The 25,685-nt window shown below is 62.7% G+C and carries 25 protein-coding genes; 19 read left to right on the top strand and 6 right to left on the bottom strand.

Translation table 11 applies throughout. The features are described from left to right. Nucleotides 1–429 precede the first annotated feature (429 nt). The 15 genes from N436_RS24835 to N436_RS24760 all read left to right on the top strand — a co-directional run bounded on the left by N436_RS24835 (nucleotide 430) and on the right by N436_RS24760 (nucleotide 15,594). A complete protein-coding gene (locus N436_RS24835; RefSeq protein ID WP_177410896.1) occupies nucleotides 430–690 on the top strand; it encodes a DUF3077 domain-containing protein in 261 nt (86 codons plus the stop codon). Between the two features lie 201 nt (nucleotides 691–891). Then, nucleotides 892–1,980, top strand: coding sequence for an efflux RND transporter periplasmic adaptor subunit (locus tag N436_RS24825; protein ID WP_110742193.1), 1,089 nt, complete (start codon nucleotides 892–894; stop codon nucleotides 1,978–1,980). Then, nucleotides 1,977–3,044, top strand: a complete 1,068-nt coding sequence (locus N436_RS24820) for an efflux RND transporter periplasmic adaptor subunit (RefSeq protein ID WP_105947232.1) — start codon at nucleotides 1,977–1,979, stop codon at nucleotides 3,042–3,044. The genes N436_RS24825 and N436_RS24820 overlap by 4 nt, the downstream gene beginning before the upstream one ends. Beyond that, the gene (locus N436_RS24815) at nucleotides 3,041–6,103 is read left to right on the top strand and encodes an efflux RND transporter permease subunit (protein ID WP_110742192.1); all 3,063 of its coding nucleotides are present in this window, start codon (nucleotides 3,041–3,043) and stop codon (nucleotides 6,101–6,103) included. The genes N436_RS24820 and N436_RS24815 overlap by 4 nt, the downstream gene beginning before the upstream one ends. Nucleotides 6,104–6,339: 236 nt before the next feature. Further along, nucleotides 6,340–6,522 carry a sulfur starvation response protein OscA gene (gene oscA / locus N436_RS24810; protein ID WP_016712582.1) on the top strand — a complete coding sequence of 61 codons (183 nt, stop codon included), beginning with the start codon at nucleotides 6,340–6,342 and terminating at the stop codon, nucleotides 6,520–6,522. 48 nt (nucleotides 6,523–6,570) lie between these two features. Beyond that, nucleotides 6,571–7,578, top strand: coding sequence for a sulfate ABC transporter substrate-binding protein (locus N436_RS24805; protein ID WP_105947234.1), 1,008 nt, complete (start codon nucleotides 6,571–6,573; stop codon nucleotides 7,576–7,578). Between the two features lie 198 nt (nucleotides 7,579–7,776). Then, nucleotides 7,777–8,595 carry a sulfate ABC transporter permease subunit CysT gene (cysT, locus tag N436_RS24800; RefSeq protein WP_012274724.1) on the top strand — a complete coding sequence of 273 codons (819 nt, stop codon included), beginning with the start codon at nucleotides 7,777–7,779 and terminating at the stop codon, nucleotides 8,593–8,595. Between the two features lie 11 nt (nucleotides 8,596–8,606). Beyond that, nucleotides 8,607–9,479 (top strand): sulfate ABC transporter permease subunit CysW, encoded by an 873-nt coding sequence (cysW, locus tag N436_RS24795; protein WP_060498120.1) that lies wholly within the window; start codon nucleotides 8,607–8,609, stop codon nucleotides 9,477–9,479. Between the two features lie 3 nt (nucleotides 9,480–9,482). Beyond that, nucleotides 9,483–10,472: a sulfate/molybdate ABC transporter ATP-binding protein gene (locus N436_RS24790; protein WP_019098644.1), complete on the top strand. Its 990-nt coding sequence runs from the start codon at nucleotides 9,483–9,485 to the stop codon at nucleotides 10,470–10,472. Nucleotides 10,473–10,998: 526 nt separating this feature from the next. After that, on the top strand, nucleotides 10,999–11,799 hold the full coding sequence (locus tag N436_RS24785) for an energy transducer TonB (protein WP_110742191.1): 801 nt from the start codon (nucleotides 10,999–11,001) through the stop codon (nucleotides 11,797–11,799). Nucleotides 11,800–11,829: 30 nt separating this feature from the next. Further along, entirely contained in the window at nucleotides 11,830–12,549 is a 720-nt protein-coding gene (locus tag N436_RS24780) for a MotA/TolQ/ExbB proton channel family protein (RefSeq protein WP_016712577.1), read from the top strand. A 1-nt stretch (nucleotide 12,550) separates the two neighbouring features. Next, the gene (locus N436_RS24775) at nucleotides 12,551–12,952 is read left to right on the top strand and encodes a biopolymer transporter ExbD (RefSeq protein WP_016712576.1); all 402 of its coding nucleotides are present in this window, start codon (nucleotides 12,551–12,553) and stop codon (nucleotides 12,950–12,952) included. Nucleotides 12,953–13,157: 205 nt separating this feature from the next. Further along, nucleotides 13,158–13,739, top strand: a complete 582-nt coding sequence (locus tag N436_RS24770; RefSeq protein WP_105947236.1) for an alpha/beta hydrolase — start codon at nucleotides 13,158–13,160, stop codon at nucleotides 13,737–13,739. Nucleotides 13,740–13,803: 64 nt separating this feature from the next. Continuing rightward, nucleotides 13,804–14,634 carry a sigma 54-interacting transcriptional regulator gene (locus N436_RS24765; protein ID WP_105947237.1) on the top strand — a complete coding sequence of 277 codons (831 nt, stop codon included), beginning with the start codon at nucleotides 13,804–13,806 and terminating at the stop codon, nucleotides 14,632–14,634. Between the two features lie 174 nt (nucleotides 14,635–14,808). Beyond that, the gene (locus N436_RS24760; RefSeq protein WP_003248974.1) at nucleotides 14,809–15,594 is read left to right on the top strand and encodes a MetQ/NlpA family ABC transporter substrate-binding protein; all 786 of its coding nucleotides are present in this window, start codon (nucleotides 14,809–14,811) and stop codon (nucleotides 15,592–15,594) included. A 112-nt stretch (nucleotides 15,595–15,706) separates the two neighbouring features. On the opposite strand, the gene N436_RS24750 is transcribed toward N436_RS24760, so the two are convergent. Next, the gene (locus N436_RS24750; protein WP_256589695.1) at nucleotides 15,707–18,133 is read right to left on the bottom strand and encodes a penicillin acylase family protein; all 2,427 of its coding nucleotides are present in this window, start codon (nucleotides 18,131–18,133) and stop codon (nucleotides 15,707–15,709) included. A gap of 86 nt (nucleotides 18,134–18,219) precedes the next feature. On the opposite strand from N436_RS24750, the gene N436_RS24745 reads away from it, so the two are divergent. Beyond that, entirely contained in the window at nucleotides 18,220–18,771 is a 552-nt protein-coding gene (locus N436_RS24745) for a sugar O-acetyltransferase (protein WP_110742190.1), read from the top strand. 38 nt (nucleotides 18,772–18,809) lie between these two features. Here the strand turns inward: N436_RS24745 and N436_RS24740 are convergent, their stop codons facing one another. The 3 genes from N436_RS24740 to N436_RS24730 all read right to left on the bottom strand — a co-directional run bounded on the left by N436_RS24740 (nucleotide 18,810) and on the right by N436_RS24730 (nucleotide 21,908). Beyond that, on the bottom strand, nucleotides 18,810–19,085 hold the full coding sequence (locus N436_RS24740) for a bacteriocin immunity protein (protein ID WP_105947239.1): 276 nt from the start codon (nucleotides 19,083–19,085) through the stop codon (nucleotides 18,810–18,812). Next, nucleotides 19,082–21,259 (bottom strand): S-type pyocin domain-containing protein, encoded by a 2,178-nt coding sequence (locus N436_RS24735; protein WP_110742189.1) that lies wholly within the window; start codon nucleotides 21,257–21,259, stop codon nucleotides 19,082–19,084. The genes N436_RS24740 and N436_RS24735 overlap by 4 nt, the downstream gene beginning before the upstream one ends. Before the next feature lie 85 nt (nucleotides 21,260–21,344). Then, nucleotides 21,345–21,908 (bottom strand): DUF6436 domain-containing protein, encoded by a 564-nt coding sequence (locus N436_RS24730; RefSeq protein WP_105947241.1) that lies wholly within the window; start codon nucleotides 21,906–21,908, stop codon nucleotides 21,345–21,347. Between the two features lie 235 nt (nucleotides 21,909–22,143). On the opposite strand from N436_RS24730, the gene N436_RS24720 reads away from it, so the two are divergent. Continuing rightward, nucleotides 22,144–23,070 carry an alpha/beta hydrolase gene (locus tag N436_RS24720; RefSeq protein WP_110742188.1) on the top strand — a complete coding sequence of 309 codons (927 nt, stop codon included), beginning with the start codon at nucleotides 22,144–22,146 and terminating at the stop codon, nucleotides 23,068–23,070. Here the strand turns inward: N436_RS24720 and N436_RS24715 are convergent, their stop codons facing one another. After that, the gene (locus N436_RS24715; RefSeq protein ID WP_110742187.1) at nucleotides 23,071–23,823 is read right to left on the bottom strand and encodes a DUF2059 domain-containing protein; all 753 of its coding nucleotides are present in this window, start codon (nucleotides 23,821–23,823) and stop codon (nucleotides 23,071–23,073) included. A 113-nt stretch (nucleotides 23,824–23,936) separates the two neighbouring features. Here N436_RS24715 and N436_RS24710 point away from each other — a divergent pair, with 113 nt between their 5' ends. Both N436_RS24710 and N436_RS24705 read left to right on the top strand, forming a co-directional pair. Further along, entirely contained in the window at nucleotides 23,937–24,569 is a 633-nt protein-coding gene (locus N436_RS24710; protein ID WP_105947263.1) for a 2OG-Fe(II) oxygenase, read from the top strand. Continuing rightward, complete coding sequence (locus N436_RS24705) at nucleotides 24,556–25,059, top strand: DUF523 domain-containing protein (protein WP_110742186.1); 504 nt, start codon at nucleotides 24,556–24,558, stop codon at nucleotides 25,057–25,059. The genes N436_RS24710 and N436_RS24705 overlap by 14 nt, the downstream gene beginning before the upstream one ends. Nucleotides 25,060–25,182: 123 nt before the next feature. Here N436_RS24705 and N436_RS24700 read toward each other — a convergent pair whose 3' ends face one another. Beyond that, nucleotides 25,183–25,671 carry a transporter substrate-binding domain-containing protein gene (locus N436_RS24700; RefSeq protein ID WP_110742185.1) on the bottom strand — a complete coding sequence of 163 codons (489 nt, stop codon included), beginning with the start codon at nucleotides 25,669–25,671 and terminating at the stop codon, nucleotides 25,183–25,185. Nucleotides 25,672–25,685 lie beyond the last annotated feature (14 nt).

Here is a 25,685-nt window from a genome sequence, read left to right as displayed (position 1 = left end):
GAAACTCAATGGCCTGAGCCCTGTGAGCTACAGGACTCAGACCACTGGCTAAAACTGTCCAACTTTTGGGGGGCAGTCCATCCCTGTGGGAGCGGGCAAGCCCGCGAAAGGGCCCTCAAGCCGTACGACTTTTCATCAAATCAAACCCAATGCTTCAGTCAGAGCAGCTTGGGAATTATCCTACGAGCCGTGTGGAAGCTGCTCTGTTGTAGGGGAAATGCCCCAGGGATAACGTCGTTGGGTCGCCACTTCGGTGACTGGGTGTGAGAACCCAACGATATAGTGCTTCGTCATGGCAGCCGTGCGCGGGCAGGCTTACGTCTGGCTGCGTTCCTATATCCGCGGTTTCTCACCTCGCGTACGGCTGCCGCCCTGATCCGTGAGAAAGATGAAGGTGGCAGCTCCTTGACCAGATATAGGAGATCCATCATGACTAACCATCCAACTAGCACCACCACCGTCGGCCAAGAAACCTGCATGGACCTCTTCCGCGTCCAGGCCAATATCCCCTTCAACCATGCCTTCTCCGAACTGTCAGTGATGCTCGGATGCATCAACCACCTTACGACCGAAGCCGAGATGGAAAATGACCGGTTGGCCGGTAGCGCAGCGCGAATCCTGAGTGGCTTTGCCAAAGCACTGATCGATGACATTGAGTTGGGGCTGAACAGGGCTTCAGTTCAGGTCTGACCTGTTCCGGCCTCTTCGCGGGCATGCCCGCTCCCACAAGTACAGCACAGGGCTTTCCCTGTGGGAGCGGGCGAGCCCGCGAAAGGGCCCGCACAGGCGCCGAAAATGCCCGGTTGTTCGCCGCCAGTGATGTTTATCGAACCCTGAACTACGCTGACAGTCGCATCCCACAAATCATTTGTGCGCAAGCAAGGAGCCAGCATGGCGTTGATGCGTCCGCTGTCGGTCGTTTGCCTGGGGCTGCTGTACATGCTCACCGGCTGTAGCAAGGAAGAGGTCCCCGAGACGCTGCCTCGGGTCGGTGTGCAACAGGTTCAACCCACCGATTTCGCTGCCAGGGTCACCCTGACGGGCGATGTGCAAGCGCGGGTGCAGACTGACCTGTCGTTCCGCGTAGGCGGCAAGATCATTTCGCGCAGCGTGGATGTGGGTGATCACGTAAAAGCCAATCAGGTGCTGGCGCGGCTGGACCCGAAAGACCTGCAAAACAACGTCGACTCCGCCAAGGCCGAGGTGTTCGCCGCCCAGGCACGGGTCACCCAGACCAGCGCCGCCTTTGTACGCCAGCAAAAACTGCTGCCCAAGGGCTATACCAGCCAAAGTGAATACGATTCTGCCGAAGCCGCGTTGCGCAGCAACCAGAGCGCGCTCAAGGCCGCCCAGGCGCAACTGGCCAACGCCAACGAACAGCTCAGCTACACCGCACTGGTCTCCGAGGCCGCCGGGGTCATCACCGAGCGCCAGGCCGAAGTCGGCCAGGTGGTGCAGGCCACCATGCCCATCTTCAGCCTGGCCACCGATGGCGACCGTGATGCCGTGTTCAACGTGTACGAATCGCTGCTGGTGGCGCCGCCCAGCGATGCCGGGGTGATTGTCAGCCTGTTGGATAACCCCAAAGTCCAGGCGCATGGCTTCGTGCGTGAAATTACCCCCACGGTATCGGCGCAAAGCGGCACGGTGCAGGTCAAGGTAGGCCTGAAAGATGTGCCCGCGGGCATGCAGTTGGGCGCACCGGTCACCGCCACCACCAATGCCCAGGGCCGGCCCAGCATCGAGCTACCGTGGTCGGCTCTGACAAAAGCCCTGCATGAGCCTGCCGTGTGGGTGGTGGGCGAGGGTGACAAGGTTGAGCTGCGCAAGGTCGAGGTCAGCCGTTACCTCACCGGCAAGATCGTGGTCGCCAGCGGCCTGAAAGGCGGCGAGACCGTGGTGGTCAATGGCGGCCAGTTGCTGCACCCCGGCATGCAGGTGCAGAAGGTCGACGCCAAGGCCCAAGGGGGTGAGCTATGAAGCGCCTGCTGCTGATGCTGTCGGCTGGCGTGCTGCTGGTGGGTTGCAGCAGCGAGGACGAGGCGCCAGAGCCGATTCGGCCTGTGCTGTCGGTGAAGGTAGAACCCCAGGTGCAGTCGCAACTGGGGCGTTTTGCTGGCAGCATTCAGGCGCGCTTTGAAAGCACACTGGGCTTCCGGGTTTCCGGGCGAATCGCCCGCCGCTGGCTGGATGTGGGCGCCCAGGTGAAACCGGGCGACACATTGGCCACGCTCGACCCGACCGACCAGCAGAATCAGCTGCGCGCCGCCGAAGGCGACCTGGCCAAGGTGCAGGCCCAGTGGATCAACGCCCAGGCTGATGCCCGCCGCCAGCAGCAGCTGTACGACCGCGGCGTGGGTGCCCAGGCCCAGCTGGATATCGCCCAGACCAACCTGAAAACCACCAGTGCTGCGCTGGAACAGGCGCGCTCTGCGCTCAGCCAGGCCCGTGACCAGCTCGACTACAGCACCTTGCGCACCGACCACGCTGCCGTGATCACCGCCTGGCAGGCCGAAGCCGGGCAAACCGTCACCGCAGGCCAGGCCGTGGTAACCCTGGCCCGGCCGGATGTGAAAGAGGCGGTGATCGACCTGCCGATCGGCCTGGCCGAGCAGTTGAGCCAGGGCCTGACCTTTACCGTTGCCTCGCAACTGGACCCGACCATCAACACAACGGCCAGCCTGCGCGAGCTGGAACCCCAGGCCGACGCCACCACCCGCACCCGGCGCGCCCGCCTGACCCTGGCCAGCACACCGGCGGCGTTCCACCTGGGCACCGCCATCAGCGTGACCTTGAGCTCGGAAGTGACGCCACGCAGCGAGTTGCCCGCGAGTGCCTTGCTGGAACGTGACGGCAAAACCCAGGTATGGGTGATCGACACGCAGCAGAAGACAGTGGCCACCCGTGACGTGGCGTTGATCGACCGCACCGCCGACAGCATCGTACTGACCTCGGGCGTGCAACCCGGCGAGCGCGTCGTGACCGCAGGTGTGAACAGTCTCAAGCCTGGCCAGAAGGTCACCTTCGACGAGGATGCGCAATGAAAGGAAGCTTCAACCTGTCCGACTGGGCACTCAAGCATCAATCCTTCGTCTGGTACCTGATGTTCGTTGGCCTGCTGATGGGGATTTTTTCCTATTTCAACCTGGGCCGTGAGGAAGACCCGTCGTTCACCATCAAGACCATGGTGATCCAGACCCGTTGGCCAGGCGCAACCCAGGACGAGACGCTGTACCAGGTCACCGACCGCATCGAAAAGAAGCTCGAAGAACTCGATTCCCTCGATTACACCAAAAGCTATACCCGGCCGGGTGAATCCACGGTCTACGTGTACCTGCGCGACACCACCAAGGCCAAGGACATCCCGGACATCTGGTACCAGGTGCGCAAGAAGATCCAGGACATTCGCGGCCAGTTCCCTCAGGGCATCCAGGGGCCTGCGTTCAACGACGAATTCGGTGATGTATTCGGCTCGATCTACGCGTTTACCTCCGATGGACTCACCCTGCGCCAGTTGCGCGATTACGTGGAGCAAGCCAGGGCTGAGGTCCGCGATGTGCCCAACATCGGCAAGATCGAGTTGGTCGGTACCCAGGATGAAGTGCTGTACCTGAACTTCTCCACCCGCAAGCTGGCCGCGCTGGGCATCGACCAGCGTCAGGTCATGCAGGCCTTGCAATCGCAGAACGCCGTAACCCCGGCCGGCGTGATCGAGGCGGGCCCCGAGCGCATTTCGGTGCGCACCACCGGGCAGTTCGCCTCGGAAAAAGACCTGGAAACGGTCAACCTGCGCATCAATGACCGCTTCTTCCGCCTGGCGGATATTGCGGATATCGAACGCGGGTATGTCGACCCGCCGTCACCCATGTTCCGCTACAACGGCCAGACTGCGCTTGGGCTGGCCATCGGCATGAAGGCCGGGGGCAATATCCAGGTGTTCGGTGCGGCGCTGAAAAAGCGCATGGACAAAGTGGTCGAGGACTTGCCGGTAGGCGTTGGGGTACACACCGTGTCGGACCAGGCGGTGGTGGTGAAGCAGGCCGTCGGCGGCTTCACCAGCGCGCTGTTCGAGGCGGTAGTGATCGTACTGGGGGTGAGTTTCATCAGCCTGGGCGTGCGCGCAGGCCTGGTGGTGGCGTGTTCGATCCCGCTGGTGCTGGCCATGGTGTTCGTGTTCATGGAGTACAGCGGCATCACCATGCAGCGGATTTCGCTGGGGGCGCTGATCATTGCGCTTGGCCTGCTGGTGGACGATGCGATGATCACCGTGGAGGTGATGGTCACGCGGCTGGAGATGGGTGAAAGCAAGGAGCAGGCGGCGACGTTTGCCTACACCTCCACAGCGTTCCCTATGCTGACCGGCACCCTGGTAACCGTGGCCGGCTTTGTGCCGATCGGCCTGAACGCCAGTTCGGCCGGTGAATATACCTACACCCTGTTTGCCGTAATTGCCGTGGCGCTGATCGTGTCGTGGGTGGTGGCGGTGTTCTTCGCGCCCGTGCTGGGCGTACACATCCTTAGCAGCAAGGTCAAACCCCATGAAGCCGAGCCTGGCCGCCTGGGCAAGGCTTTCGAACATGGCCTGCTGTGGTGCATGCGCAACCGCTGGTTGACCATCATCGGCACCGTGCTGTTGTTTGTGTTGGCCATTTTCTGCGAGCGCTTTGTGCAGAACCAGTTCTTCCCGTCCTCGGACCGCCCGGAAATCCTGGTCGACCTCAACCTGCCGCAGAACGCTTCGATCGAGGAGACGCGCAAGGTGGTCGACCGCTTCGAGGCGCGGATCAAGGATGACCCGGACCTGGTGCACTGGAGCACCTACATCGGCCAGGGCGCCATTCGTTTCTACCTGCCCCTCGACCAGCAATTGCAGAACCCGTACTACGCGCAGTTGGTGATCGTCAGCAAAGGCTTCGAAGAGCGTCAGGCCATGATGGATCGCTTGCAGAAGATCCTGCACGAAGAGTTCGTCGGCATCGGTACCAACGTGCAGTCGCTGGAAATGGGCCCGCCGGTAGGGCGGCCGATCCAGTATCGGGTCAGTGGCGCCAACATCGACGAGGTGCGCAAGCACGCCATCGAACTGGCCACTTTGCTCGACCAGAACGAGCACATCGGCGAGATGATCTACGACTGGAACGAGCCGGGTAAGGTACTGCGGGTGGAAATCGCCCAGGACAAGGCACGCCAGCTGGGGCTGTCGTCGGAAGACGTGGCCAATGTGATGAACAGCATCGTCAGCGGCGTGCAGATCACGCAGGTCAATGACAACATCTACCTGGTCAACGTGGTGGCCCGTGCCGAAGACAGCGAGCGCGGCTCGCCTGATACCCTGCAGAACCTGCAGATCCTCACGCCCAACGGCACCTCGATCCCGTTGCTGTCGTTCGCCACGGTGCGTTATGAGCTGGAGCAGCCGCTGGTGTGGCGCCGGGACCGCAAACCGACCATCACCATCAAGGCGTCGGTCAATGGCGACATCCAGCCCACCGACCTGGTGGCCCAGCTGAAGCCGAAGATCGACGAATTCGCCGGCAAGTTGCCGGTGGGCTTCGAGGTGGCGACCGGCGGTACGGTGGAGGAGAGCGCCAAGGCGCAAGGGCCGATCCGCAAGGTGATCCCGCTGATGCTGTTCCTCATGGCCACGTTCCTGATGATCCAGCTGCACAGCGTGCAGAAGCTGTTCCTGGTGGTGAGTGTGGCGCCGCTGGGGCTGATTGGCGTGATCATTGCGCTGGTGCCGACGGGCACGCCCATGGGCTTTGTGGCGATTCTCGGCATTCTGGCGCTGGCGGGCATCATCATTCGCAACTCGGTGATCCTGGTGACCCAGATCGACGAGTTCGAGGCCCAGGGCTTCTCGCCGTGGGACGCAGTGGTGGAGGCTACCAACCACCGGCGCCGGCCGATTCTGCTGACGGCGGCGGCGGCGAGCCTGGGCATGATCCCGATTGCCCGCGAAGTGTTCTGGGGGCCGATGGCGTACGCCATGATTGGCGGGATCATCGTAGCCACCTTGCTGACGCTGCTGTTCCTGCCGGCGTTGTATGTGGCCTGGTACAAGATCCGCGAGCCTGAAAACAGCACTAAAACCCGACACTGAACCCTGTGGGAGCGGGCGTGCCCGCGAATGCGATGGTGGATTCACTGCCGCATTCGCGGGCACGCCCGCTCCCACAGAGGTTTTTGTCGCCTGTAAAATCGTGATTTGAATTTGGTTATATAAACATTCTTAAACAGTATTTTTAAGAATAACTCCGCCTCACTACTATTGCCCTCAAGCCAGGCGCAAATCCCCTTCAAACCTCTGCCCGGCACCTCACTCCAAGGAGAACGAGCATGAGTGCATCTCTGCGTAGCATCGACGGTCAGGACGAAGCCACCATTCTGCGTGAAATCCAGAGCGCCTTGCGCGACCTGCGCTTCGGTGCGGTGGAGATCACTGTGCACAACGCTCAGGTCGTACAGATCGAGCGCAAGGAGAAGTTCCGCCTGCAACAGCCCGGCAACAAGGCCGGCTGATCGCGCCTCACATTCAAAACTAGAAAAATGCCAATCGGGAGCTTCACCATGTCCATCCGCCGTTATGCGCTTGCCGCTTTGGCCAGTGCTGTTTTTGCCGGTTCCGCCATCGCCAAGGACTACGAACTGCTGAACGTGTCCTACGACCCGACCCGTGAGCTGTACCAGCAGTACAACGCCGAGTTCATCAAGCACTGGCAGCAGGCCCACCCGGGCGACAAGGTGAAGATCCAGCAGTCTCACGGTGGCTCGGGCAAGCAGGCCCGTGCGGTGATCGACGGCCTGCGCGCCGACGTGGTGACCCTGGCCCTGGCCGGTGACATCGACGAAGTCGCCAAGCTCGGCAAGACCCTGCCGGACAACTGGCAGACCCGCCTGCCGGACGCCAGCACCCCGTACACCTCGACCATCGTGTTCCTGGTGCGCAAGGGCAACCCGAAAGGCATCAAGGACTGGGGCGACCTGATCAAGAAAGACGTGTCGGTCATCACCCCCAACCCGAAAACCTCCGGCGGTGCGCGCTGGAATTTCCTGGCCGCCTGGGCCTACGGCCTGAAGGCCGGCGGTAGCGAAGAGAAGGCCAAGGAATACGTGCAGGAGCTGTTCAAGCACGTACCGGTGCTGGATACCGGCGCCCGTGGCTCGACCATCACCTTCGTGAACAACGGCCAGGGCGACGTGTTGCTGGCCTGGGAAAACGAAGCCTTCCTGGCGCTGAAGGAAGACGGTGGTGCCGACAAATTCGACATCGTCGTGCCGTCGCTGTCGATCCTGGCCGAACCGCCAGTGGCCGTGGTGGACAAGAACGCCGAGAAAAAGGGCAATACCGACATTGCAACCGAATACCTGAAGCACCTGTACAGCCCGGCCGGGCAGAAGATTGCTGCAGAGAACTTCTACCGCCCGCGTGACGAGAAAGTTGCTGCCGAATTCGGCAAGCAATTCCCGAAACTGGACCTGGTAACCATCGACAAGGACTTCGGTGGCTGGAAAACTGCACAACCGAAATTCTTCAATGATGGCGGTGTGTTCGACCAGATCTATCAGGCACAGTAATCGCCAAGGAAAAGCGGGGCCGCTTTGCGGCCCATCGCAGGCAAGCCAGCTCCCACAGGATTATCACAGGCCCCAAGGTCACGCGATTCCTGTGGGAGCTGGCTTGCCTGCGATGGGCTGCGCAGCAACCCCGGGATTCAGAGTCTTGCACCAGCCCGGGATTGATTCCGGGCTTCGTGCGTTCAACCAGGGATATTTATGTCACGCCGCATTTCTCCCGTCATACCCGGCTTCGGGCTGACACTGGGCTACACCTTGGTGTACCTCAGCCTGATCGTGCTGATACCGCTGGCAGCCATGTTCATTCATGCCTCGCAGCTGACCTGGGAGCAGTTCTGGAACATCATCAGTGCGCCGCGGGTAATCGCCGCGCTCAAGCTGAGTTTCGGTACCGCCCTGTTCGCCGCCATCATCAACGGGGTGATCGGCACCCTGCTCGCGTGGGTGCTGGTGCGCTACACCTTCCCCGGGCGCAAGATCATCGACGCGATGATCGACCTGCCGTTCGCCCTGCCTACCGCCGTTGCCGGTATCGCCCTGACCGCCCTGTACGCGCCTGCGGGCTGGGTCGGCCAGTTCGCCACCGACCTTGGTTTCAAGATCGCCTACACCCCGCTGGGCATCACCCTGGCGCTGACCTTCGTCACCTTGCCGTTCGTGGTGCGCACGGTGCAGCCGGTACTGGCCGACATCCCGCGTGAAGTGGAAGAGGCCGCCGCCTGCCTGGGCGCCAAGCCGCTGCAGGTGTTCCGTCATATTCTGGCGCCGGCCCTGCTACCGGCCTGGCTCACCGGTTTTGCCCTGGCCTTCGCCCGTGGCGTGGGTGAGTATGGTTCGGTGATCTTCATTGCCGGCAACATGCCGATGAAGACCGAGATTTTGCCGTTGCTGATCATGGTCAAGCTCGACCAGTACGACTACACCGGCGCGACCGCCATCGGCGTGCTGATGCTGGTGGTTTCCTTCATCCTGCTGCTGCTGATCAACTTGCTGCAGCGCCGCATCGAAACCCCTTGAAGGAGGCCGGCATGTCCAGTTCATCCCTGAGTGCAAGCGCGGCCGCCAACGCCGCCCGCCGTGGCAATGCCACTTCGCGGCGTATCCTGATCGGCCTTGGCTGGCTGGTGTTCGCCCTGTTCCTGCTGCTGCCGCTGGTGATCGTGGTGTCGCAGGCGCTGAAGAACGGTTTTGGCACCTTCTTCGAGGCGATCTTCGAACCTGACGCCTTGTCGGCACTGAAGCTCACCTTGCTCGCCGTGGTCATCTCGGTGCCGCTGAATCTGGTGTTCGGCGTTAGCGCCGCCTGGTGCGTCAGCAAGTACACCTTCCGTGGCAAGAGCATCCTGGTCACCCTGATCGACCTGCCGTTCTCGGTGTCGCCGGTGATCGCCGGCCTGGTCTACGTGCTGATGTTCGGTGCGCAAGGCCTGTTTGGGCCGTGGCTGCAAGACCACGACATCCAGATCGTCTTCGCCCTGCCGGGCATCGTCCTGGCGACCATTTTCGTCACCGTGCCGTTCGTGGCCCGTGAACTGATCCCGCTGATGCAGGAGCAGGGCACGCAAGAAGAGGAGGCCGCGCGCCTGCTCGGCGCCAATGGCTGGCAGATGTTCTGGCACGTGACCTTGCCCAACATCAAGTGGGGCCTGATCTATGGCGTGGTGCTGTGTACCGCGCGGGCCATGGGCGAGTTTGGTGCGGTGTCGGTGGTGTCGGGCCACATTCGTGGCGTGACCAACACCTTGCCGCTGCACGTGGAGATCCTCTACAACGAGTACAACCACGTCGCGGCCTTCAGCGTGGCCAGCCTGTTGCTGATCCTGGCGCTCTTCATCCTGCTGCTCAAGCAGTGGAGCGAGAACCGTATTAACCGCCTGCGCCACAGCGCCGCGGAGGAATGATTCATGTCGATCGAAGTTCGTAACGTCAGCAAGCGCTTCAACAGCTTCCAGGCCCTGGACAACATCAACCTAGACATCAACAGCGGCGAGCTGGTGGCTTTGCTCGGCCCGTCCGGCTGCGGCAAGACCACGCTGCTGCGCATCATCGCCGGCCTGGAAACCCCGGACCAGGGCAATATCGTGTTCCACGGCGAAGATGTGTCCGGCCATGACGTGCGTGACCGCAACGTCGGTTTCGTGTTCCAGCACTACGCGCTGTTCCGCCACATGAGTGTGTTCGACAACGTCGCCTTCGGCCTGCGTATGAAGCCCAAGGGCGAGCGCCCGAGCGAGAGCAAGATCGCCGAGAAGGTGCATGAGCTGCTGAACATGGTGCAGCTGGACTGGTTGTCCGACCGCTACCCCGAGCAGCTGTCTGGCGGCCAGCGCCAGCGTATCGCCCTGGCCCGTGCTCTGGCGGTGGAGCCCAAGGTGCTGCTGCTGGACGAGCCGTTCGGTGCACTGGATGCCAAGGTGCGCAAGGAACTGCGTCGCTGGCTGGCGCGGTTGCACGAGGACATCAACCTGACCTCGGTGTTCGTGACCCACGACCAGGAAGAAGCCATGGAAGTGGCCGACCGTATCGTGGTGATGAACAAGGGTGTGATCGAGCAGATCGGTTCGCCGGGCGAGGTGTACGAGCAGCCGGCCAACGACTTTGTCTACCACTTCCTGGGTGACTCCAACCGCCTGGCCCTGAGCGAAGGGCACCATGTGCTGTTCCGCCCGCATGAAGTGTCGCTGTCGCGGCATGAGACCGAAGGGCACCATGCGGCCGAGGTGCGGGACATTCGGCCGTTGGGGGCTACCACGCGGGTGACCTTGAAAGTCGAGGGGCAGAGCGAGCTGATCGAGGCCGAGGTGGTGAAAGACCATGACAGCCTGACGGGGCTGGCGCGGGGGGAGACGTTGTTCTTCCGGCCGAAGGTTTGGCAGAAGGTGGCGGATATCTGAGCCGCCCTTGATGATGAAAAGCCCGGGCTTGGTCCCGGGTTTTTTATGCCTGACAGATTGTCGGGGCTGCTTCGCAGCCCATCGCCGGCAAGCCAGCTCCCACATTGACCGAGTTGGCACAGTGATTTATTGAGGCTGGCAAGCCTGCCCCTATCGATCAGGTCGACACAGAACCTTGTGGGAGCCAGCTCCCACATTGACCGAGTTGGCACAGCGATTTATTGAGGCTGGTAAGCCAGCCCCTATCGATCAGGCCGACACAGAACCTTGTGGGAGCTGGCTTGCCGGCGATCGAGGGCGTAGCCCTCGCGGCAATCTCATGCCTTGCGCGAATATTTTGCATGCCCGCAGTGCATCGTGTTTGCGCCGACCACCCACAGCCCACGTAATCCGCGGCTTTCACGCTACCCTTCAAAAACAATATGCACTTAAGTTCTAACCATAATTTTAAACATTACTTTAAGAGATAAGCCTCTGGCCCCGATGATTCAGCCATACCTGAATCGAGACCCCAGGAGTTTGATCAATGGGTAATGTCCAGTCGGCCGTCAGGGCCTACGACCAGCCATGGCGCCCGGCCCCGGGCGACCTGGTCGAGTTTGGACGCACGCTTCGCCTCCCGCTGGGCCAGCTGCGCCTGCAACGCACGCCCGTCAGCGGGCTCAAGCGCCGCGACAAGCTGGTGTTGGGCCTGCTGGTGCTGGCCCTGCACGGCGCTGCGGCGTACTGGGTAAGCCAGGCACCCACGCCAGAGCTGCCCGTGGTGCCCCCGCAAGTGCCGCCCATGACCATCGAGTTCGCAGCGCCAGCGCCGCCTGTGGTCGAACCGCCACCGCCAGCCCCCGCGCCGCCCGTGGTCGAGCCTCCGCCACCGCCGCCGGTCGTCGACGAACTGGCCGCCAAGCCCAAACCCAAGCCAAAGCCCGTGCCCAAGCCTGTGGTCAAGCAAGCGCCCAAACCACAGCCAAAACCGGTCGAGGCACCGCCGCCAGCCCCGGTGGCCGCCCCGGCACCGCCTGCACCCGCACCACCCGCGCCGGCCCCGATAACCCCGGCATCTGCCAACGCCGCGTACCTGAAGAACCCGGCGCCGGAATACCCGCAGATGGCCCAGCGGCGGGGTTGGGAAGGCACCGTGCTGTTGCGCGTAGAGGTGCTGCCCAGTGGCAAGCCCGGGCAGATCCAGGTCCAGAAGAGCAGTGGCCGTGATGCCCTCGACGCCGCCGCGCTGGCCGCGGTGAAGCGCTGGAGCTTCGTGCCTGCCAAGCAGGGCGACGTGGCCCAGACCGGCTGGGTCAGCGTGCCGATCGATTTCAAGCTTCGCTAACTTTTTCGCAGAACACAGGAAGACATCATCATGAGCCTGCTGGCATCCCCCCTCGAATCCGTTGAAAGCGCAGTCATCTGGCTGCTGGTTGGTTTCTCTGTCGTCACCTGGGGCCTGGCCCTGGTCAAGGTCGCGCAGTTCGTGCGGCTGAAGAACCAGGACAAGCGCTTCCACCAGCAGTTCTGGGCGGCCTCCAGCCTGGACTCGGCCGCCGAGCTCAGCCACGAGCTGCCCGGCCCGGCTGCCCGCGTCGCTCAGTCTGGCTATGCCGCCATTGCCGTCGGCGACACCCAGGCCAACGACCTGAGCCACGCCATCAACCACCAGGACCGCCTGGAGCGCGCCTTGCGTCAGCAGATCGTGCGTGAGCGCCGCTCGCTGGAAACCGGCCTGGCGGTGGTCGCCAGTATCGGCAGCACCTCGCCCTTCATCGGCCTGTTCGGCACTGTGTGGGGCATCATGGAAGCGCTCAAAGGCATCAGCGCGGCCGGCTCTGCCAGCCTGGAAACCGTGGCGGGCCCAATCGGTGCGGCCTTGGTGGCAACCGGTGTCGGTATTGCCGTCGCCGTACCGGCGGTGCTGGTTTACAACTACTTCCTGCGCCGCCTCAAGCTCACCGCTGCCGACCTCGACGACTTTGCCCACGACTTCTACAGCCTGGCGCAGAAGAGTGCCTTCCGCGTGCTGGTGCACCCCGCCGTGCACAAGCCACAGGCCGGTTTCACCCAGCCCGTGAAGGAGGCGTCCTGACATGGCTTTTTCGACCCAGGACAGCGACGAAGTCCTCAGTGAAATCAACGTCACGCCGCTGGTGGACGTCATGCTGGTGCTGCTGGTGGTGTTCATCGTCACCGCGCCGCTGCTGACCAACGCCATCCCCATCAACCTGCCCAAGACCGAGGCCGTGGCCCCGGTAGAGCAGAAGGACCCGCTGGTGGTCAGCATCGACGGTGAAGGCAAGTTGTTCATCAACAAGGACCAGATCCAGCCCGACCTGCTGGAAACCAGCCTCAAGGCCGCCAAGGACAAGGACGCAGACGTGCGCGTGCAGTTGCAGGCCGATGACGGCGTGAACTACGGCGAAGTGGCGCGGGCCATGGCAGCCATCGAACGTGCGGGGATCAGCAAGCTGGCGGTGATTACTGCGCGCTGACCCTCATCAAACCTCTTCAGGCAAGTGCTTATGGGCCATATCTCTTGGCAGGGGTTGGCCCTTTTTTTTTCCGGGCATTTCTCCTACAGGGATCGCGCATAGCCAAATATTTTTGGTTATTAATAAATAGCTTCTTATTCCTTTACGAATATAACTCCCTCCCTATACTGGTCTCCAAGCACGCAAACTTACTGGAGGCGTCCCCATGCGCAATGAGTCGATTCGTTACCTGATTGTGCCGGGCTGGCAAGGATCGCCAGACAACCATTGGCAAAGTCACTGGCAGCGCACCCTGCCCAACAGTGCACGGGTGGAGCAGCACGACTGGCTGACCCCGCAACGAGAGGACTGGGTACAAGCGCTGGAACAGGCGATCGTCGCCGAAGACTCGCCAGTGATCCTGATTGCCCACAGCCTGGGCTGCATCACCGTCGCCCATTGGGCTGCGCAGGCCAGCCCGGCCTTGCTGCGGCGCGTGCGTGGCGCCCTGTTGGTGGCCCCAGCGGACGTCGAGCGGCCCACCTGCGCGCCAGCCTTGCGCAACTTTGCGCCGATCCCGACCGAAGCGCTGCCGTTCCCCAGCCAGGTGGTCAGTTCGGACAACGATCCGGCCGTGAACGTGCCTCGGGCGCTGTACCTGGCCCAGGCCTGGGGCGCAGAGGCGGGTTTGCTGAGCAACGCCGGGCACATCAACGTCAAGTCCGGCCACGAGCGCTGGGAACAAGGCTTCGCCTACTTGTACCGCTTGCAGAGCCGGGTTGAGCAGCGCGCACTGCGCCGCGCCTGATCGCCTTTACTGTTTACCGCTTACCTGACGCCCGGCCAATGAAGGCCAGGGGCGGGAGTTCGTCATGACGTTTCAAAACCCGTTTGGCCAGCCGCTGCTGACCTTCCCCGAGCTGGACAAGAGCCCGCTGAGCATCCGCGCCAAGGCCCTGGTGTTCATCGACCCGCGTTCGCAGCAACTGCGCGAAGACCTTGAGCGCCTGGCGCCGCAACCCTTGCCCGTGCTGATCCGTGGCGAGACCGGCACCGGCAAGGAGTTGCTGGCCCGGCAAATCCACCGTGCCAGTGACCGTGGCGGGCTGTTCGTGTCGGTCAACTGCGCGGCCATCAGCCCCACCTACGCCGATGCCGAACTGTTCGGCTACAGCGCCGGCAGCCAGGGTGGCACGGCCAGCAGCCGCGCCGGCTGGTTCGGCTCGGCCAATGGCGGCACGTTGTACCTGGACGAGATTGCCGACTTGCCGCTGGCCATCCAGGGCAAGCTGCTGGCTGCCCTGGAAAACCGCGAAGTCACCCGAGTGGGCGCGCAGCAGCCGCAGCCGGTGGATGTGCGGCTGGTGGCCGCGACCAGCATCGACCTGGCGCGGGTGGTACGGGCAGGGCGCTTTAACGAGCGCTTGTACCAGTACCTGCGCGAAGGCGCGCTGGAGCTGCCACCGCTGCGTGAGCGGCCCGGCGATATCCTGCCGCTGGCCGAGTACTTCGTGGGCATCTACAGCGTGCGCTTGCAACGGCCTGTACCGCTGGTGAGCGAGGCGGCGCAGCAGGTGCTGGAAGCCCATCCATGGCCCGGAAATACCCGTGAACTGGAGAATGTCATCCACTTCGCCTTGCTGGTGAATGACGGCGAAGAGCTGCAGCCAGAGGACCTGGACCTGGCCAACCCCGCGCGCTAGACATCGCTCATAAGCAAAGTGACTGATAGCAGTTTGTTTTTGGAATAAGCAGCTAAGTAAAAGATATTGTTACGGAATAAAAATTCTAGGTATTGTCCGCCTACGCCCGCTGGTGAACCGGTTGGGCACCCGATTCGCCATCGCTGATGGCCCAGATTCAGAATAAGGACCACCATGAAGAAGACCCTGCTGACCACTGCCCTGGCCGCTGCCCTGTCGTTCTCCGGCCTGGCCGCCGCTGCCGAGAAACTGGTGGTTGCCGCTACTCCGGTACCGCACGCCGAAATCCTTGAGCTGATCAAGCCGACCCTGGCCAAAGAAGGTGTGGACCTGCAGATCAAGGTCTTCACCGATTATGTGCAGCCAAACGTGCAAGTTGACCAGAAGCGCCTGGACGCCAACTACTTCCAGACCCTGCCGTACCTGAAGAGCTTCAACGAAGGCAAGGGCACCCACCTGGAAACCGTGATTGGCGTGCACGTCGAACCCTTCGGTGGTTACTCGAAGAAGATCAAGAACCTGTCGGAGCTGAAGGAAGGCGCCACCGTTGCCATCCCTAACGAAGGCAGCAACAGCGGTCGCGCCCTGATCCTGCTGCAGAAGGCTGGCCTGATCACCCTGAAAGACCCGAAAAACGCCCTGGCCACACCGAAAGACATCGCCGAGAACCCGAAGAAGCTGAAGTTCCGCGAGCTTGAGTCGGCCATGCTGCCGCGTGTGCTGGACCAGGTCGACCTGGACATGATCAACACCAACTACGCCCTGGAAGCCGGCCTGAATCCGGCCAAGGATGCGCTGGTGATCGAAGGCGCCGACTCGCCGTACGTGAACTTCCTGGTTGCCCGCCCGGACAACAAGGACAGCGAGGCCATCCAGAAACTGGCCAAGGCCCTGACCAGCCCTGAGGTGAAGGCATTCATCGCCAAGAAGTATCAAGGTGCTGTGCTGCCGGCGTTCTGATGCACTCGTAGTGATAGAAAATGCCGACGCACTTGCGTCGGCATTTTTGTTTCTGGGCACGGTTACCTGTGGGAGCGGGCGTGCCCGCGAACACCGGCGTAGCCGGTGCCATCTACCGTGTCGCCTGCTTCGCGGGCACGCCCGCTCCCACATGTGGCTGTGCAGCTGCGCCACTTGAGTCTCCGGGCACTAATCGCAAGGTGCTCTGCGCCGGGATTACCCCCATCTGTGCCTTTTGGTACTGCCCCTCCACATAACCTTTAGCCTGGTCCGCATAGTGTTGGTCAAACGGCACTCCACTCTGCCCGACCGGGTTGCTGGTCAGCGCCTGCCCGGCATCGGCAAAGTCGATCAGCCGCCGCGTCGAAGGCCCGTAGGTCACCGGCCATGGCGCCGGGCCGATTTTCGCAGAAAGGTTGTTCGGTACCTCATGGGTACCCGGCGCGGCGAACGGCCCAACGTTGAACAGCAGGTTCAGCGGCTTTTTCACGCCAAGCGGGTGGCTGTGGGTCAGGGTATGGGCCTTGCCCCATTGCCAGCTGGCTGGGTCGCTACCCAAGGTATCGCGCAGGTGCTTCAGGCTGTGCTGCCAGGCCAGGCGTACGATGGCGGTACGGTCGGTACGCTGGTTGCCACCTCGGGTGTTCCACCAAGGGGAGTCGGCGTCCGCCGCCAGGCGTGGCAAGGCAGCGTCGATGGCGCGGGTGCTGATCAGTACCGGGAACCAGGTGTCGCCCAGTTCGTCGTGCAGGGCCGCGAAGGCCAGTTCGTAGAGGAACTGGTTGAACAGCGTGGCGCTGGTCGAATCCAGCGGGTAGTCGCCACGCCAGGCGGCCAGCTGTTCGACCAGTTCCTTCTCCTCGTCACCTTCGGCCACTGCGCGCAGGGTTGCCAGCAGCGGTGCAAGGGTGCGCGGGCCGTGGTCGCTTGCGGTGTCCAGTTGCAGGGCCTGGCTGTTCTGGGTGTCCCATTTCACCTCAGGGTTGGCCAGGTGGCGGTCGAGCTGGCGGCCCCGGTCGGGCAGGTTGTAGTAACCCGGTATCGGCACCCCTGCTGGCGGCTGGTAGTTGGCCGAGACGATATAGCCGCGCGCCGGGTTCTCTTGCTGCGGGTTGACGCTAAAGGGGTAGAACCCGAGCTTGTCGGCCTGCGCGCTGGCGCCATCGAGGATGAACGCCGGGTCGACGCCATTGGGGCGGATGGGTAGCTGCGCAGCGGCCCACCAGCCGATATCGCCACGGGCATTGGCCCAGATAAAGTTCAGCCCTGGCGCATGAACCTTGGCCGCAGCTTCGCGCATCTTGCCCAGCGTGTCGGCACGGTTGAGCTGGTAGAAACCTTCGAGGATCGGGTTTTCGGTTTCCAGAAACGCCCACCACATGGCGATGGGCGTAGGCCCGGCAGTAGCGCCCAGCACGTCGTTGACGATCGGGCCATGGGGCGAGCGGCGCAGGCTGAGTGTGACCGGAGCTTCGCCTTTGACCGCGATCTGCTGCTCGGTCTTTTCCAGCGCCTGCCATTTGCCATCGACCATCACCTGGTTGGCGTCGGCCGGGTTGGTGCGCTCCGCGATCAGGTCGACGTCATCGTTCTGGAACATGGTCAGGCTCCAGCCGAAGTCGCGGTTGTGGCCAAGCAGGGCAAAGGGGTTGAGCGCCTGGAAGTAGCCATACAGGTTGAAACCGGGTGCCGACAGTTCGGCCTCGTACCACACCGCCGGCACTGCAAAACCGATGTGCGGGTCGCCTGCCAGCAGCGGCTTGCCGCTGCGGGTATGGCTGCCGGCCACCGCCCAGGCGTTGCTGCCTTCAAACTGCGGGATGCCCGCGTCACCCAGCGCCTGGTGGCTGAGGCGGGCGAGGGCTTCCAGGCTTTGCCAGTCCGCCGCGGCCAGTGGCGTGCCCAGCGCCCCCTCGGGTTTCCAGCCGAGGTCGAAGATGTTCAGGTAATCGGGGCCAAGCTGGTCGCGGATGTAGGTCAGTGCGGGCTCGGTGCGAAACGCAGCGGCGAAGCTGTAAGCGAGGTAACCGGCAATGCTCAGGGTATCTTCGGCGGTAAACGGGCGAGGGGTGATACCCAGCAGGTCGAACTCCACGGGCTTGGGATGGCTGGCTTGCCAGCCGTTGACCCCGTCGAGGTAGGCTTGCAGGGCCTGCCAGGCAGGTGACTGGCGGTCCTGACGCTTGGCCATCCGTGCGGCTTGTTCGCGAATGCGCAGGCTGCGGAACAAGGTATCGGTGGGCAGCAGCTTGTCGCCCAGCACCTCGGCCAGTTCGCCTCGGGCCAGGCGACGCAGGATTTCCATCTGGAACAGCCGGTCCTGGGCATGCACGTAGCCCAGGGCGCGGTACAGGTCTGCCTCGTTTTGCGCCTGCAGGTGCGGCACGCCGCGGGCGTCGTAGCGCACGCTGACCGGCGCCTGCAAGCCAGCCAGGGCCAACTCGCCCTCGCGCTGCGGCAGCTTGCCCTGCACGTACCAGTAACCGGTGCCGGCGGCCACGGCAACCACCACGGCCAACAGGGTCAGGCTGCGCTTCATGCAAGCTCCTTGTGCGTCAAAGCAGAAAGTGTGGTCCGATCATCGGCGGATTCGCGAACAGAGCATAGCCCCGGGAAGGAGATTCCATGTCACTCAGCGAAAAACAGAAGATGCTTACAGGCCAGCTCTACCACGCTGGCTGCCCCGAACTGCAGGCCGAGCAGATCGCCAACAAGCACTGGATGCACCGCTACAACAGCAGTGTCGAATTGCTCAATGACGCACGCCACAGCCTGTTGGTCGAGCACTTTGGCCAGGTCGGCGAAGACGCGGTGATCCGCCCGCCGTTCTATTGCGACTACGGCTACAACATCAGCGTTGGCCGCAATACCTTCATGAACTTCAACTGCGTGATCCTCGACGTGATGCCGGTGCGCATCGGTGACGACTGCCAGATCGGCCCCAACGTGCAGATCTACACCGCCGACCACCCGCTCGACCCTGACCTGCGGCGCAGCGGGCTGGAGAGTGGGCGGGCGGTGACCATCGGCAACAACGTGTGGATTGGTGGCGCGGCGATCATCCTGCCGGGGGTGAGCATTGGCGATAACGCCGTGGTGGGTGCCGGCAGTGTGGTGACCCGGGATGTGCCGGCGGGGGCCACGGTGGTGGGTAACCCGGCGCGGGTGCGTGGGTGATATGAAAAGCCCTGCGGTGTTGGCCGCAGGGCTTTGGGTCAGGCGGGTTTGAAACCGGGTTTGCCGTTGGCGGCGCGCCAGGCTTTTACGCGGTTGACGACGCCTTGAGGACTGGCATCCGCTCCTTGAGGAGGGTAATAAATTACGTCGGACCCGTCAGGATGCTCGGTGAGCTTCTCGAAAAGGAGGACGGATTCAATTCGGTGGTTTTCCAGAGCTACGCCACTGAGGCCCGTTCGGTCTTCATACAAATCCGACACCAATTCGAGAAATTCAAGCTCTGTGTAGTCTGACAAACTCTGTTTCAACTTCATTGCTTGTTCCCTCTATGGTGGTTTATGTGGACCTTCGGTGTCATGAGGACCAGGTTATCCAGGTCATAAACGGCACCTCCTTTCGAGATTTCGTGCTTGTGATGAATCTCCAGCTTGACTCGCTTCCCTACGCGCTGGTCACGGTTGGCGAATGGCGCTAGGCCTTTCCTCATATCGTCGAGCATGGCTGGCGCGATCTGTTGGCTAAAGACCTCGTCCGTAGCAATTTCTATCCATATTGCCTCTTTTAGTCTATCGAACCGGCTAAACCTCCGCCCGCTCAGCCTTTCCGCAATGCGTGTAGGAATCGGCGCCCCCACCGCAGTGGTGGCTGCATCCAGCACCCTATCCGGTGTGATAACGCCGTTGCCGCTGGCAACCCCCGGCAAATTCCGTGGGTTGCGCAGCATCACATAGATCGGCGCCAGCCCTGAGTCTGCGGGGAAGATGATGACGTAGTCATCGATATGCAGGTCGGGCAGTTCAGGAAAGGTACGAATATCAGGCTGCGGGGGAACGATGATGTTGCCCGGCAAGTGCTTTTGCAGGTCCTCTACGATGGGAACGCCCGGGGTGAAGCTAGCGTCATCGGGGTTGAAGGTGCTCAGTGTCGATGGCGGCGTTGCCGGATGCCACAGCAGTGTTGCGCCGCCCGGCCCTTCGGCGGTGAAGCGATAGGCCCCCTGAGTCGTATCCCACTGTGCTTGGCGCACCCGTACGTCCCGCAGGATGCCGCTGCCGTCCGTGGCGGCCAGGTACACCTCGGTCTGAGTCCCCTCGGGTACTGCATTCATCCGTAGCGGCAACTCAAGGGTCTGACCAACCTTGCGGTTCGCCTCTTGGGTGAGGTCTGCACCGGGTGTCATCAGGGCAAGCGGAACAGTGACCCCCATGCGTTCGCCATCGCCCAGTCGGGCGGCATAGAGCATCAGCGGCAGGTGTCCGGCCGCACGGGCCAGCAGCCGAGCAGCAGCGCTGTTGATGGCCGTGCCCAGCGCACGCCAGATTGGCTCGAAATGCGCCGTGCCGCCGCGTGAAGTAGCCAAAATCAGCGGGTGTAGGGTGCTGGCGACCCAGGCGTTGAAGGTGACGGGGGTGTTGCTTGGCGTACGGCCTGACAGAGCGCTGAGCAGACACTGCTCATCGAAGGCTGCTTCGACGGCACGGTTTGCCTGTAGATGCAGTTGTTCCCCTGCGGCCTCTTCAAGTGCCGAAGTGCTTGCATGCTCGGCGGCGTGGGCAGATGCCTGAGCTTTCAAGTCAGCGGCTTGCGCCCTGTGAGCTTCAGTGGCTGTGGGGCCATGAAACTTCCGGTCGAAGTCGAGCAAGCCAATCTCCGATGCCAATCGGCGATACTGCACGCGCTTGTTGGAGACTGTGGCGCGCAGATGTTCGCGCATCTTGAGCAGGTCGGATGTTTCTCGCTCAAGCTCGTGGCTATGCTCCAGCGCCGTTTCTTCGGCAATGTCCTCATGCTGGTGCCGTTCGAAGGCCGTGAGCACGCGCTGTATCGTGCTGGTGGCCATTTGTAGCTCGTGATGGGCGGTGAGTGTGCGGACTACCGCTTGCTCTACCTTGTCCAGCGCTCTGGCAATCGCTTCGTTACTCTTTTCCCTGGTTTTGGCACTGGACAACTGGCTGCGCAGAAGATGCTGGCGCTTGATCAGCAGGCTGTGTTGCTGTTCAAGGTACTTGACCTCGAACGCTGCCCGGTAGGACTCAAGCCAGGCCTGGCGGGGATCAGCCTGGGTGCGTGAAGCGTTCAGGAACTCGTGAAAGGAGCGATGCTCCGGGTCTGTGCCAAAGAAACGGTTGGCTTGCTGGCGCACAGCGTCCAGGCGTGGGCCAAGCTGTGCCTGAAGCTGGTTGACCGCTGCAATTGTCAGTTCGAGCGCCTGGACTTCTCCAAGGCCGGCCAGTGAGCCCACCTCACTGGCAATAGCGTGTTCGAGGTCTTGATCAAGTGTGGCCTCGCGCTGAGCATGTGCCTGCTTGACCTGGCGCTTGTCGTTTTCGATTTGCGGTATCAGTTCGATGACCAGGCTGCCTGGCCGAAAGGTCGATGCCAGTTGATACGGTATGCGGTTGTGGCCCCAGAAAACGCCAGGGATAAAGATAGGGCGAGTGCCGTGTACATAGCTGTGGGGAAGCTCGGTGAATCCGTGCTGCGACATACAGTTTCTCCATTGGTCTGTATGTCGTGACGGTAAAAATCTTCCTTTGGGCCGAAGCTGTAGATAAGTATCGGGTGTTCGCTAACTACCAGGGGCAATAGCACCCTACGGCTAACGTATTGCTGGCCTGCACGGGCCGATCAGCAAGCAAGGCCTGGGTGATGGGTTCGATGAAACTGTTGCTGGCATTGCACACCGCGCCTTCGCTGTACGGGCCGAAGTAGGCCAGGTGGCCTTGTCGGTCCCAGATGGCCACGGCCGGGGAGGCGGGCAGGTGTTCGCTGCCGGGCAGGTTGGCGATGGGTTTGAGGGCGGTGAGGTTGGCGGGTAGTTGGCCGTGGCTGCCGGGCTTTTGCAGCACGTGGAAGGTCACGCCCTGGGCTGCGAACTGGCTGACCAGGTCGCCCAGGTGTTGCTGGTTGCCGACGTTGCAGGGGCAGGCCGGGTCCCAGAAGTGCACCACGCGGATCGGGCCAGGGCCGGCCAGCTCGGCAGGTAGTTGCAGTTGGCTGCCGTCGAACAGCGTGGTCTGGTTGTCGAACGGGCGCAGGTAGCGGGCCTGGAAGGTGGTGTAGGCCTGCCAGAGGATGGCGGCGCCAGCTAACAAGGCGACTACCATGCACAGCGGTTTTATGATTTGGCTATTCATGAAGAGTAGGTGGCCCTTTGTGGGAGCGGCCTTGTGTCGCGAAAGGACCGCGCAGCGGTCCCGGCAACTTCTGCCGTAGCGCTGGAAACCGGGGGCCGCTTTGCGGCCCTTTCGCGACACAAGGCCGCTCCCACAATTAGATCGGTGCTGGTTGTTCGAGGTGAGCAAGCTTGCCACGACGCCGGCCAGAGCTGAATATCCCAGATCAATACTTGCTTCGCCGTGGATGTACCCGATGCCTGTTGCTTTTCACCCCGATCACTTGCGCTCCAGCCTTGCGCCGTTGAGCGCTCGCCAGCCGTTGTCCGTGCAGGCCCAGGACTACCAGCGCTTCTATGGCCTGAACTTGTCAGCCCAGAGCTGGCTGGGCGGCTTTCAGGCGGCGGGGTTCGACCTGGTCGGGCAGGTGTGGCTACCCGAACAGCCGACCGCGACACTGTTCCTGCTGCACGGCTATTACGACCACATGGGCCTCTATCGGCATGTGATCGGCTGGGCGCTCAAGCAGGGTTTCGCCGTGGTCAGCTGCGACCTGCCCGGCCACGGCCTGTCCAGTGGCGAGCGGGCCAGCATCAGTGATTTCGCGGTGTATCAACAGGTGCTGGAAGCCTTGTTCGATCAGGCGCGCACGCTGCAACTGCCGCGCCCTTGGCATTTGTGCGGGCAGAGCACGGGCGGCGCTATCGCCGTGGATCATCTGCTGCATCAGGGCGCTAACAGCCCCATCGATGGCCAGGTGATCCTGTTGGCACCGCTGGTGCGGCCTTGTTCCTGGCGCTGGTCGAAGTTGAGCTATCGCGTGCTGCGTCACTTCGTGAACGGCATCGAACGGCGCTTCAGCGAAAACACCAACGACCCGAGCTTCCTGCCATTCCTGGAGGCCGACCCGCTGCAACCGCGGCGCCTGCCTACCGCGTGGGTGGGTGCACTGATCGCCTGGGTGAAACGCATCGAGGCTGCGCCGCACAGTTCGCGGCGGCCGTTGATCGTGCAGGGAGAGGCCGATGGCACGGTGGATTGGCCCTACAACCTCGAAGTGCTCAAGGCCAAGTTTGCCGACCCACAGATATTGATGCTGCCCGAGGCCCGTCACCACCTGGCCAACGAGTTGCCAGGGATTCGCCAGCGCTACTTCGACTTCATCGACCAGCGCCTGGGCTGATCACTTCAGGTTGTTGGTGTTCTGGCCAACTGCCAGGCCGGCGCGCACGGCGGCCAGGGCAGCCTGGTAGTAGGCTTTGCCGTCGGGTGATTCGGCAAAGGTGGCGAACTCTTCCAGCTCGGCGTCGGACAGGTCGCGGTACACATACAGCAGGGTGTTGTTGAGGTCTTCGCCGATCTGGTTCATCAGGCGCTGGCGCTGGCCGTCGAGCAGGCCCTGGGCCTGGCCACCACCAAACAGGCCGGGGATCATCGAGCTGAGGCTGTCGGCCGCCACGCCAGCAATGGCCAGGCTGACTTCGGCACCGGCCTCACGCGCTGGCAGGGCTTGCGCCAAGTGGCCGATGACCAGCAGGCGGTCGTCGCTGGCCTGGATCTTGGGCAGGCCTTTGGCATTCTTGGCCAGTTCGTCCTTGCGGGTGGCCTTCAGCTCGGCGGCCACCACCTTGCGCCCCAGCGGCGACTGGAAGAAGGCCAGGGCCGGTGCCGGATTGGCCAGGGTGGCGCGCAGCTGCGCCTGGGCGCGACGGTCCACCGCCTGGGCCTGGAAGCGCTGGTTGCTGTTGTTGACCAGCGCCTGGTACACGGCGGGGGGCAAACTGTTGCGGTAGCGCGCCTGGGCGGCGGTGAGGGCATCGTTGAAGTGGGCGCGCTGGTCGGGCCAGCCGGCGGCCTTGTACAGTTGATCCAGGTTGTCTGCCCAGACAGGCATGGTGCAGATCATCAGCAGAATCAGGGAAAACAGACGGCGCATTCAGGACTCCTGTCGGCAGGTGGCTATTGTCCTTGGCCCGGCGGCGGTTTGTCGAGATATCCGCGTGTTTCTCGGCCAAGTGGCGCTGTGCGCCGGCATGGCGAATGGATATGATGCGCGCCATGCACAACTCCCCCGAACACCCGATGCTTGCGGCCGTCGTCGACGATCTGGCCACCCATGGCTGGTCCCAGCAGGCGCTGTTTTTGCCTGCCGACCTGGTGCGCGCGCTGGCGGCCGAATGCCGGCGCCGTGATGCCGAAGGCGAGCTTAACCCCGCAGGGGTTGGACGCGGGGTTGCCCAGGAGGTGCGCGAGGCCATCCGTGGCGACCAGATCCAGTGGATCGACCCTGGGCAGGCCGAGGCCTGCGACCAGTACCTGGCGGCCATGGACCAGTTGCGCCTGGTCATCAACCAGGGCCTGTTCCTGGGCCTGGAGGATTTCGAGTGCCATTTTGCCTTGTATCCGCCGGGGGCCTTCTATCGCCGGCACCTGGACCGCTTCCGCGACGATGACCGGCGCATGGTGTCGGCCGTGCTGTACCTGAATGAAGGCTGGCAGCCTGAGGACGGCGGCCAGTTGCGCATGTTCCTGACCGATGGCGTCGAGCACGACGTTGAGCCGGTTGCGGGTTGCCTGGTGGTGTTCCTGTCGGGCGAGGTGCCCCACGAAGTGCTGCCGGCCGGGCGCGAGCGGCTGTCGTTGACCGGTTGGTTCCGGCGCCGTGGCAATGACCCGTTCTGATTTGCCCAAGGTGCTGGTCAGCGCTTGCCTGCTGGGGCAACCGGTGCGCTATGACGGCCGGGCCAGTGGGCATCCCGACGTGTTGCAGCAATGGCAGGCAGAAGGGCGCGTAGTGCCGCTGTGCCCGGAGGTGGCAGGTGGATTGCCGACGCCGCGTCCGCCTGCGGAGATTCCGGGCGGGCAGGGTGGCGACGTGCTCGATGGTGGCGCGCAGGTGCTGACGGTGACGGGCGAGGATGTCAGTGCCGCGTTTCTGGCCGGGGCGCAGTTGGCGCTGGAGTTGGTGCGGCGACATGGCATTCGTGTGGCAGTGCTGAAGGCGGGTAGCCCTTCGTGTGGTAACCGGTTGACCTATGACGGCACGTTCAGTGGTGTGAAGGTGGCGGGGGAAGGGGTGACCACGGCATTGCTGCGGCGGGCGGGGGTGCTGGTGTTCAGTGAGCTGGAGCTGGAACAGGCACAGCAGGCGCTGGCTGGGCTTTCAGTTTAAGCCTGTCCCGGCCCTTTCGCGGGTAAACCCGCTCCCACAGGTACTGCACAGGTCTTGAGTCATGTGGTGATCCTGTGGGAGCGGGCTTGCCCGCGAAGAGGCCGGTACTGGCTGTAAAAAATCTTACTGCCCGGCCGCCGTCTCCTGCACACCCTTGAACCACTTCTGCTCAAGCTCGGCAGTGCGGCCACTGTCCTTCAAGCGTTGCAGTGCATTGTTTACGGCACTTTCGAAAGCCGGGTTGTCCTTCTGGAACGGAATCACCAGCTTCTTTTCGCCAATCGGCAGGCTCACATCGAGTGGGCCGTCGCCCTTTGGCGCATCGGTCGATGGGGTGAGTGCAATGTCATATTTGCCACTCTCGACACCGCTCAGCACTTCGGCGGCCGGAGCCTCGACGAACTCGGCGCGCAAGTCCAGCTCCCGGGCCAGGTCCTGGCCAAATTCGATGTCGAACCCCGTCAGGTGGTCGTCTTGCTTGAAGGCGTACGGTGAGTTGTCGGCCTGTACCGCAATGCGCAGTTCGCCCCGGTCGGCGACTTCGTCTATCAGCTCCGCCTGGGCCAATGGACTGATCAGTACTGCCAGCAGTACCCCTATGGTCGAACGCATGAATGCCCCTTTTC

This window comes from Pseudomonas sp. RV120224-01b, assembly GCF_003208145.1.
GTDB lineage: Bacteria > Pseudomonadota > Gammaproteobacteria > Pseudomonadales > Pseudomonadaceae > Aquipseudomonas > Aquipseudomonas monteilii.
This window is presented reverse-complemented; position numbering and strand designations above follow the sequence as displayed.

What these genes read in the sequence shown, in the direction of transcription:
- N436_RS24780 (WP_016712577.1), top strand. Translation starts at nt 11,830, where the DNA reads ATGAGCCTGCTGGCATCCCCCCTCGAATCCGTTGAAAGCGCAGTCATC.
- N436_RS24790 (WP_019098644.1), top strand. Translation starts at nt 9,483, where the DNA reads ATGTCGATCGAAGTTCGTAACGTCAGCAAGCGCTTCAACAGCTTCCAG.
- N436_RS24815 (WP_110742192.1), top strand. Translation starts at nt 3,041, where the DNA reads ATGAAAGGAAGCTTCAACCTGTCCGACTGGGCACTCAAGCATCAATCC.
- N436_RS24740 (WP_105947239.1), bottom strand. Translation starts at nt 19,085, where the DNA reads ATGAAGTTGAAACAGAGTTTGTCAGACTACACAGAGCTTGAATTTCTC.
- N436_RS24805 (WP_105947234.1), top strand. Translation starts at nt 6,571, where the DNA reads ATGTCCATCCGCCGTTATGCGCTTGCCGCTTTGGCCAGTGCTGTTTTT.
- N436_RS24820 (WP_105947232.1), top strand. Translation starts at nt 1,977, where the DNA reads ATGAAGCGCCTGCTGCTGATGCTGTCGGCTGGCGTGCTGCTGGTGGGT.
- N436_RS24770 (WP_105947236.1), top strand. Translation starts at nt 13,158, where the DNA reads ATGCGCAATGAGTCGATTCGTTACCTGATTGTGCCGGGCTGGCAAGGA.
- N436_RS24765 (WP_105947237.1), top strand. Translation starts at nt 13,804, where the DNA reads ATGACGTTTCAAAACCCGTTTGGCCAGCCGCTGCTGACCTTCCCCGAG.
- N436_RS24760 (WP_003248974.1), top strand. Translation starts at nt 14,809, where the DNA reads ATGAAGAAGACCCTGCTGACCACTGCCCTGGCCGCTGCCCTGTCGTTC.
- N436_RS24700 (WP_110742185.1), bottom strand. Translation starts at nt 25,671, where the DNA reads ATGCGTTCGACCATAGGGGTACTGCTGGCAGTACTGATCAGTCCATTG.
- N436_RS24775 (WP_016712576.1), top strand. Translation starts at nt 12,551, where the DNA reads ATGGCTTTTTCGACCCAGGACAGCGACGAAGTCCTCAGTGAAATCAAC.
- N436_RS24735 (WP_110742189.1), bottom strand. Translation starts at nt 21,259, where the DNA reads ATGTCGCAGCACGGATTCACCGAGCTTCCCCACAGCTATGTACACGGC.
- N436_RS24745 (WP_110742190.1), top strand. Translation starts at nt 18,220, where the DNA reads ATGTCACTCAGCGAAAAACAGAAGATGCTTACAGGCCAGCTCTACCAC.
- N436_RS24710 (WP_105947263.1), top strand. Translation starts at nt 23,937, where the DNA reads ATGCGCGCCATGCACAACTCCCCCGAACACCCGATGCTTGCGGCCGTC.
- N436_RS24715 (WP_110742187.1), bottom strand. Translation starts at nt 23,823, where the DNA reads ATGCGCCGTCTGTTTTCCCTGATTCTGCTGATGATCTGCACCATGCCT.
- N436_RS24825 (WP_110742193.1), top strand. Translation starts at nt 892, where the DNA reads ATGGCGTTGATGCGTCCGCTGTCGGTCGTTTGCCTGGGGCTGCTGTAC.
- cysT (WP_012274724.1), top strand. Translation starts at nt 7,777, where the DNA reads ATGTCACGCCGCATTTCTCCCGTCATACCCGGCTTCGGGCTGACACTG.
- oscA (WP_016712582.1), top strand. Translation starts at nt 6,340, where the DNA reads ATGAGTGCATCTCTGCGTAGCATCGACGGTCAGGACGAAGCCACCATT.
- N436_RS24785 (WP_110742191.1), top strand. Translation starts at nt 10,999, where the DNA reads ATGGGTAATGTCCAGTCGGCCGTCAGGGCCTACGACCAGCCATGGCGC.
- N436_RS24835 (WP_177410896.1), top strand. Translation starts at nt 430, where the DNA reads ATGACTAACCATCCAACTAGCACCACCACCGTCGGCCAAGAAACCTGC.
- N436_RS24720 (WP_110742188.1), top strand. Translation starts at nt 22,144, where the DNA reads ATGCCTGTTGCTTTTCACCCCGATCACTTGCGCTCCAGCCTTGCGCCG.
- cysW (WP_060498120.1), top strand. Translation starts at nt 8,607, where the DNA reads ATGTCCAGTTCATCCCTGAGTGCAAGCGCGGCCGCCAACGCCGCCCGC.
- N436_RS24730 (WP_105947241.1), bottom strand. Translation starts at nt 21,908, where the DNA reads ATGAATAGCCAAATCATAAAACCGCTGTGCATGGTAGTCGCCTTGTTA.
- N436_RS24750 (WP_256589695.1), bottom strand. Translation starts at nt 18,133, where the DNA reads ATGAAGCGCAGCCTGACCCTGTTGGCCGTGGTGGTTGCCGTGGCCGCC.
- N436_RS24705 (WP_110742186.1), top strand. Translation starts at nt 24,556, where the DNA reads ATGACCCGTTCTGATTTGCCCAAGGTGCTGGTCAGCGCTTGCCTGCTG.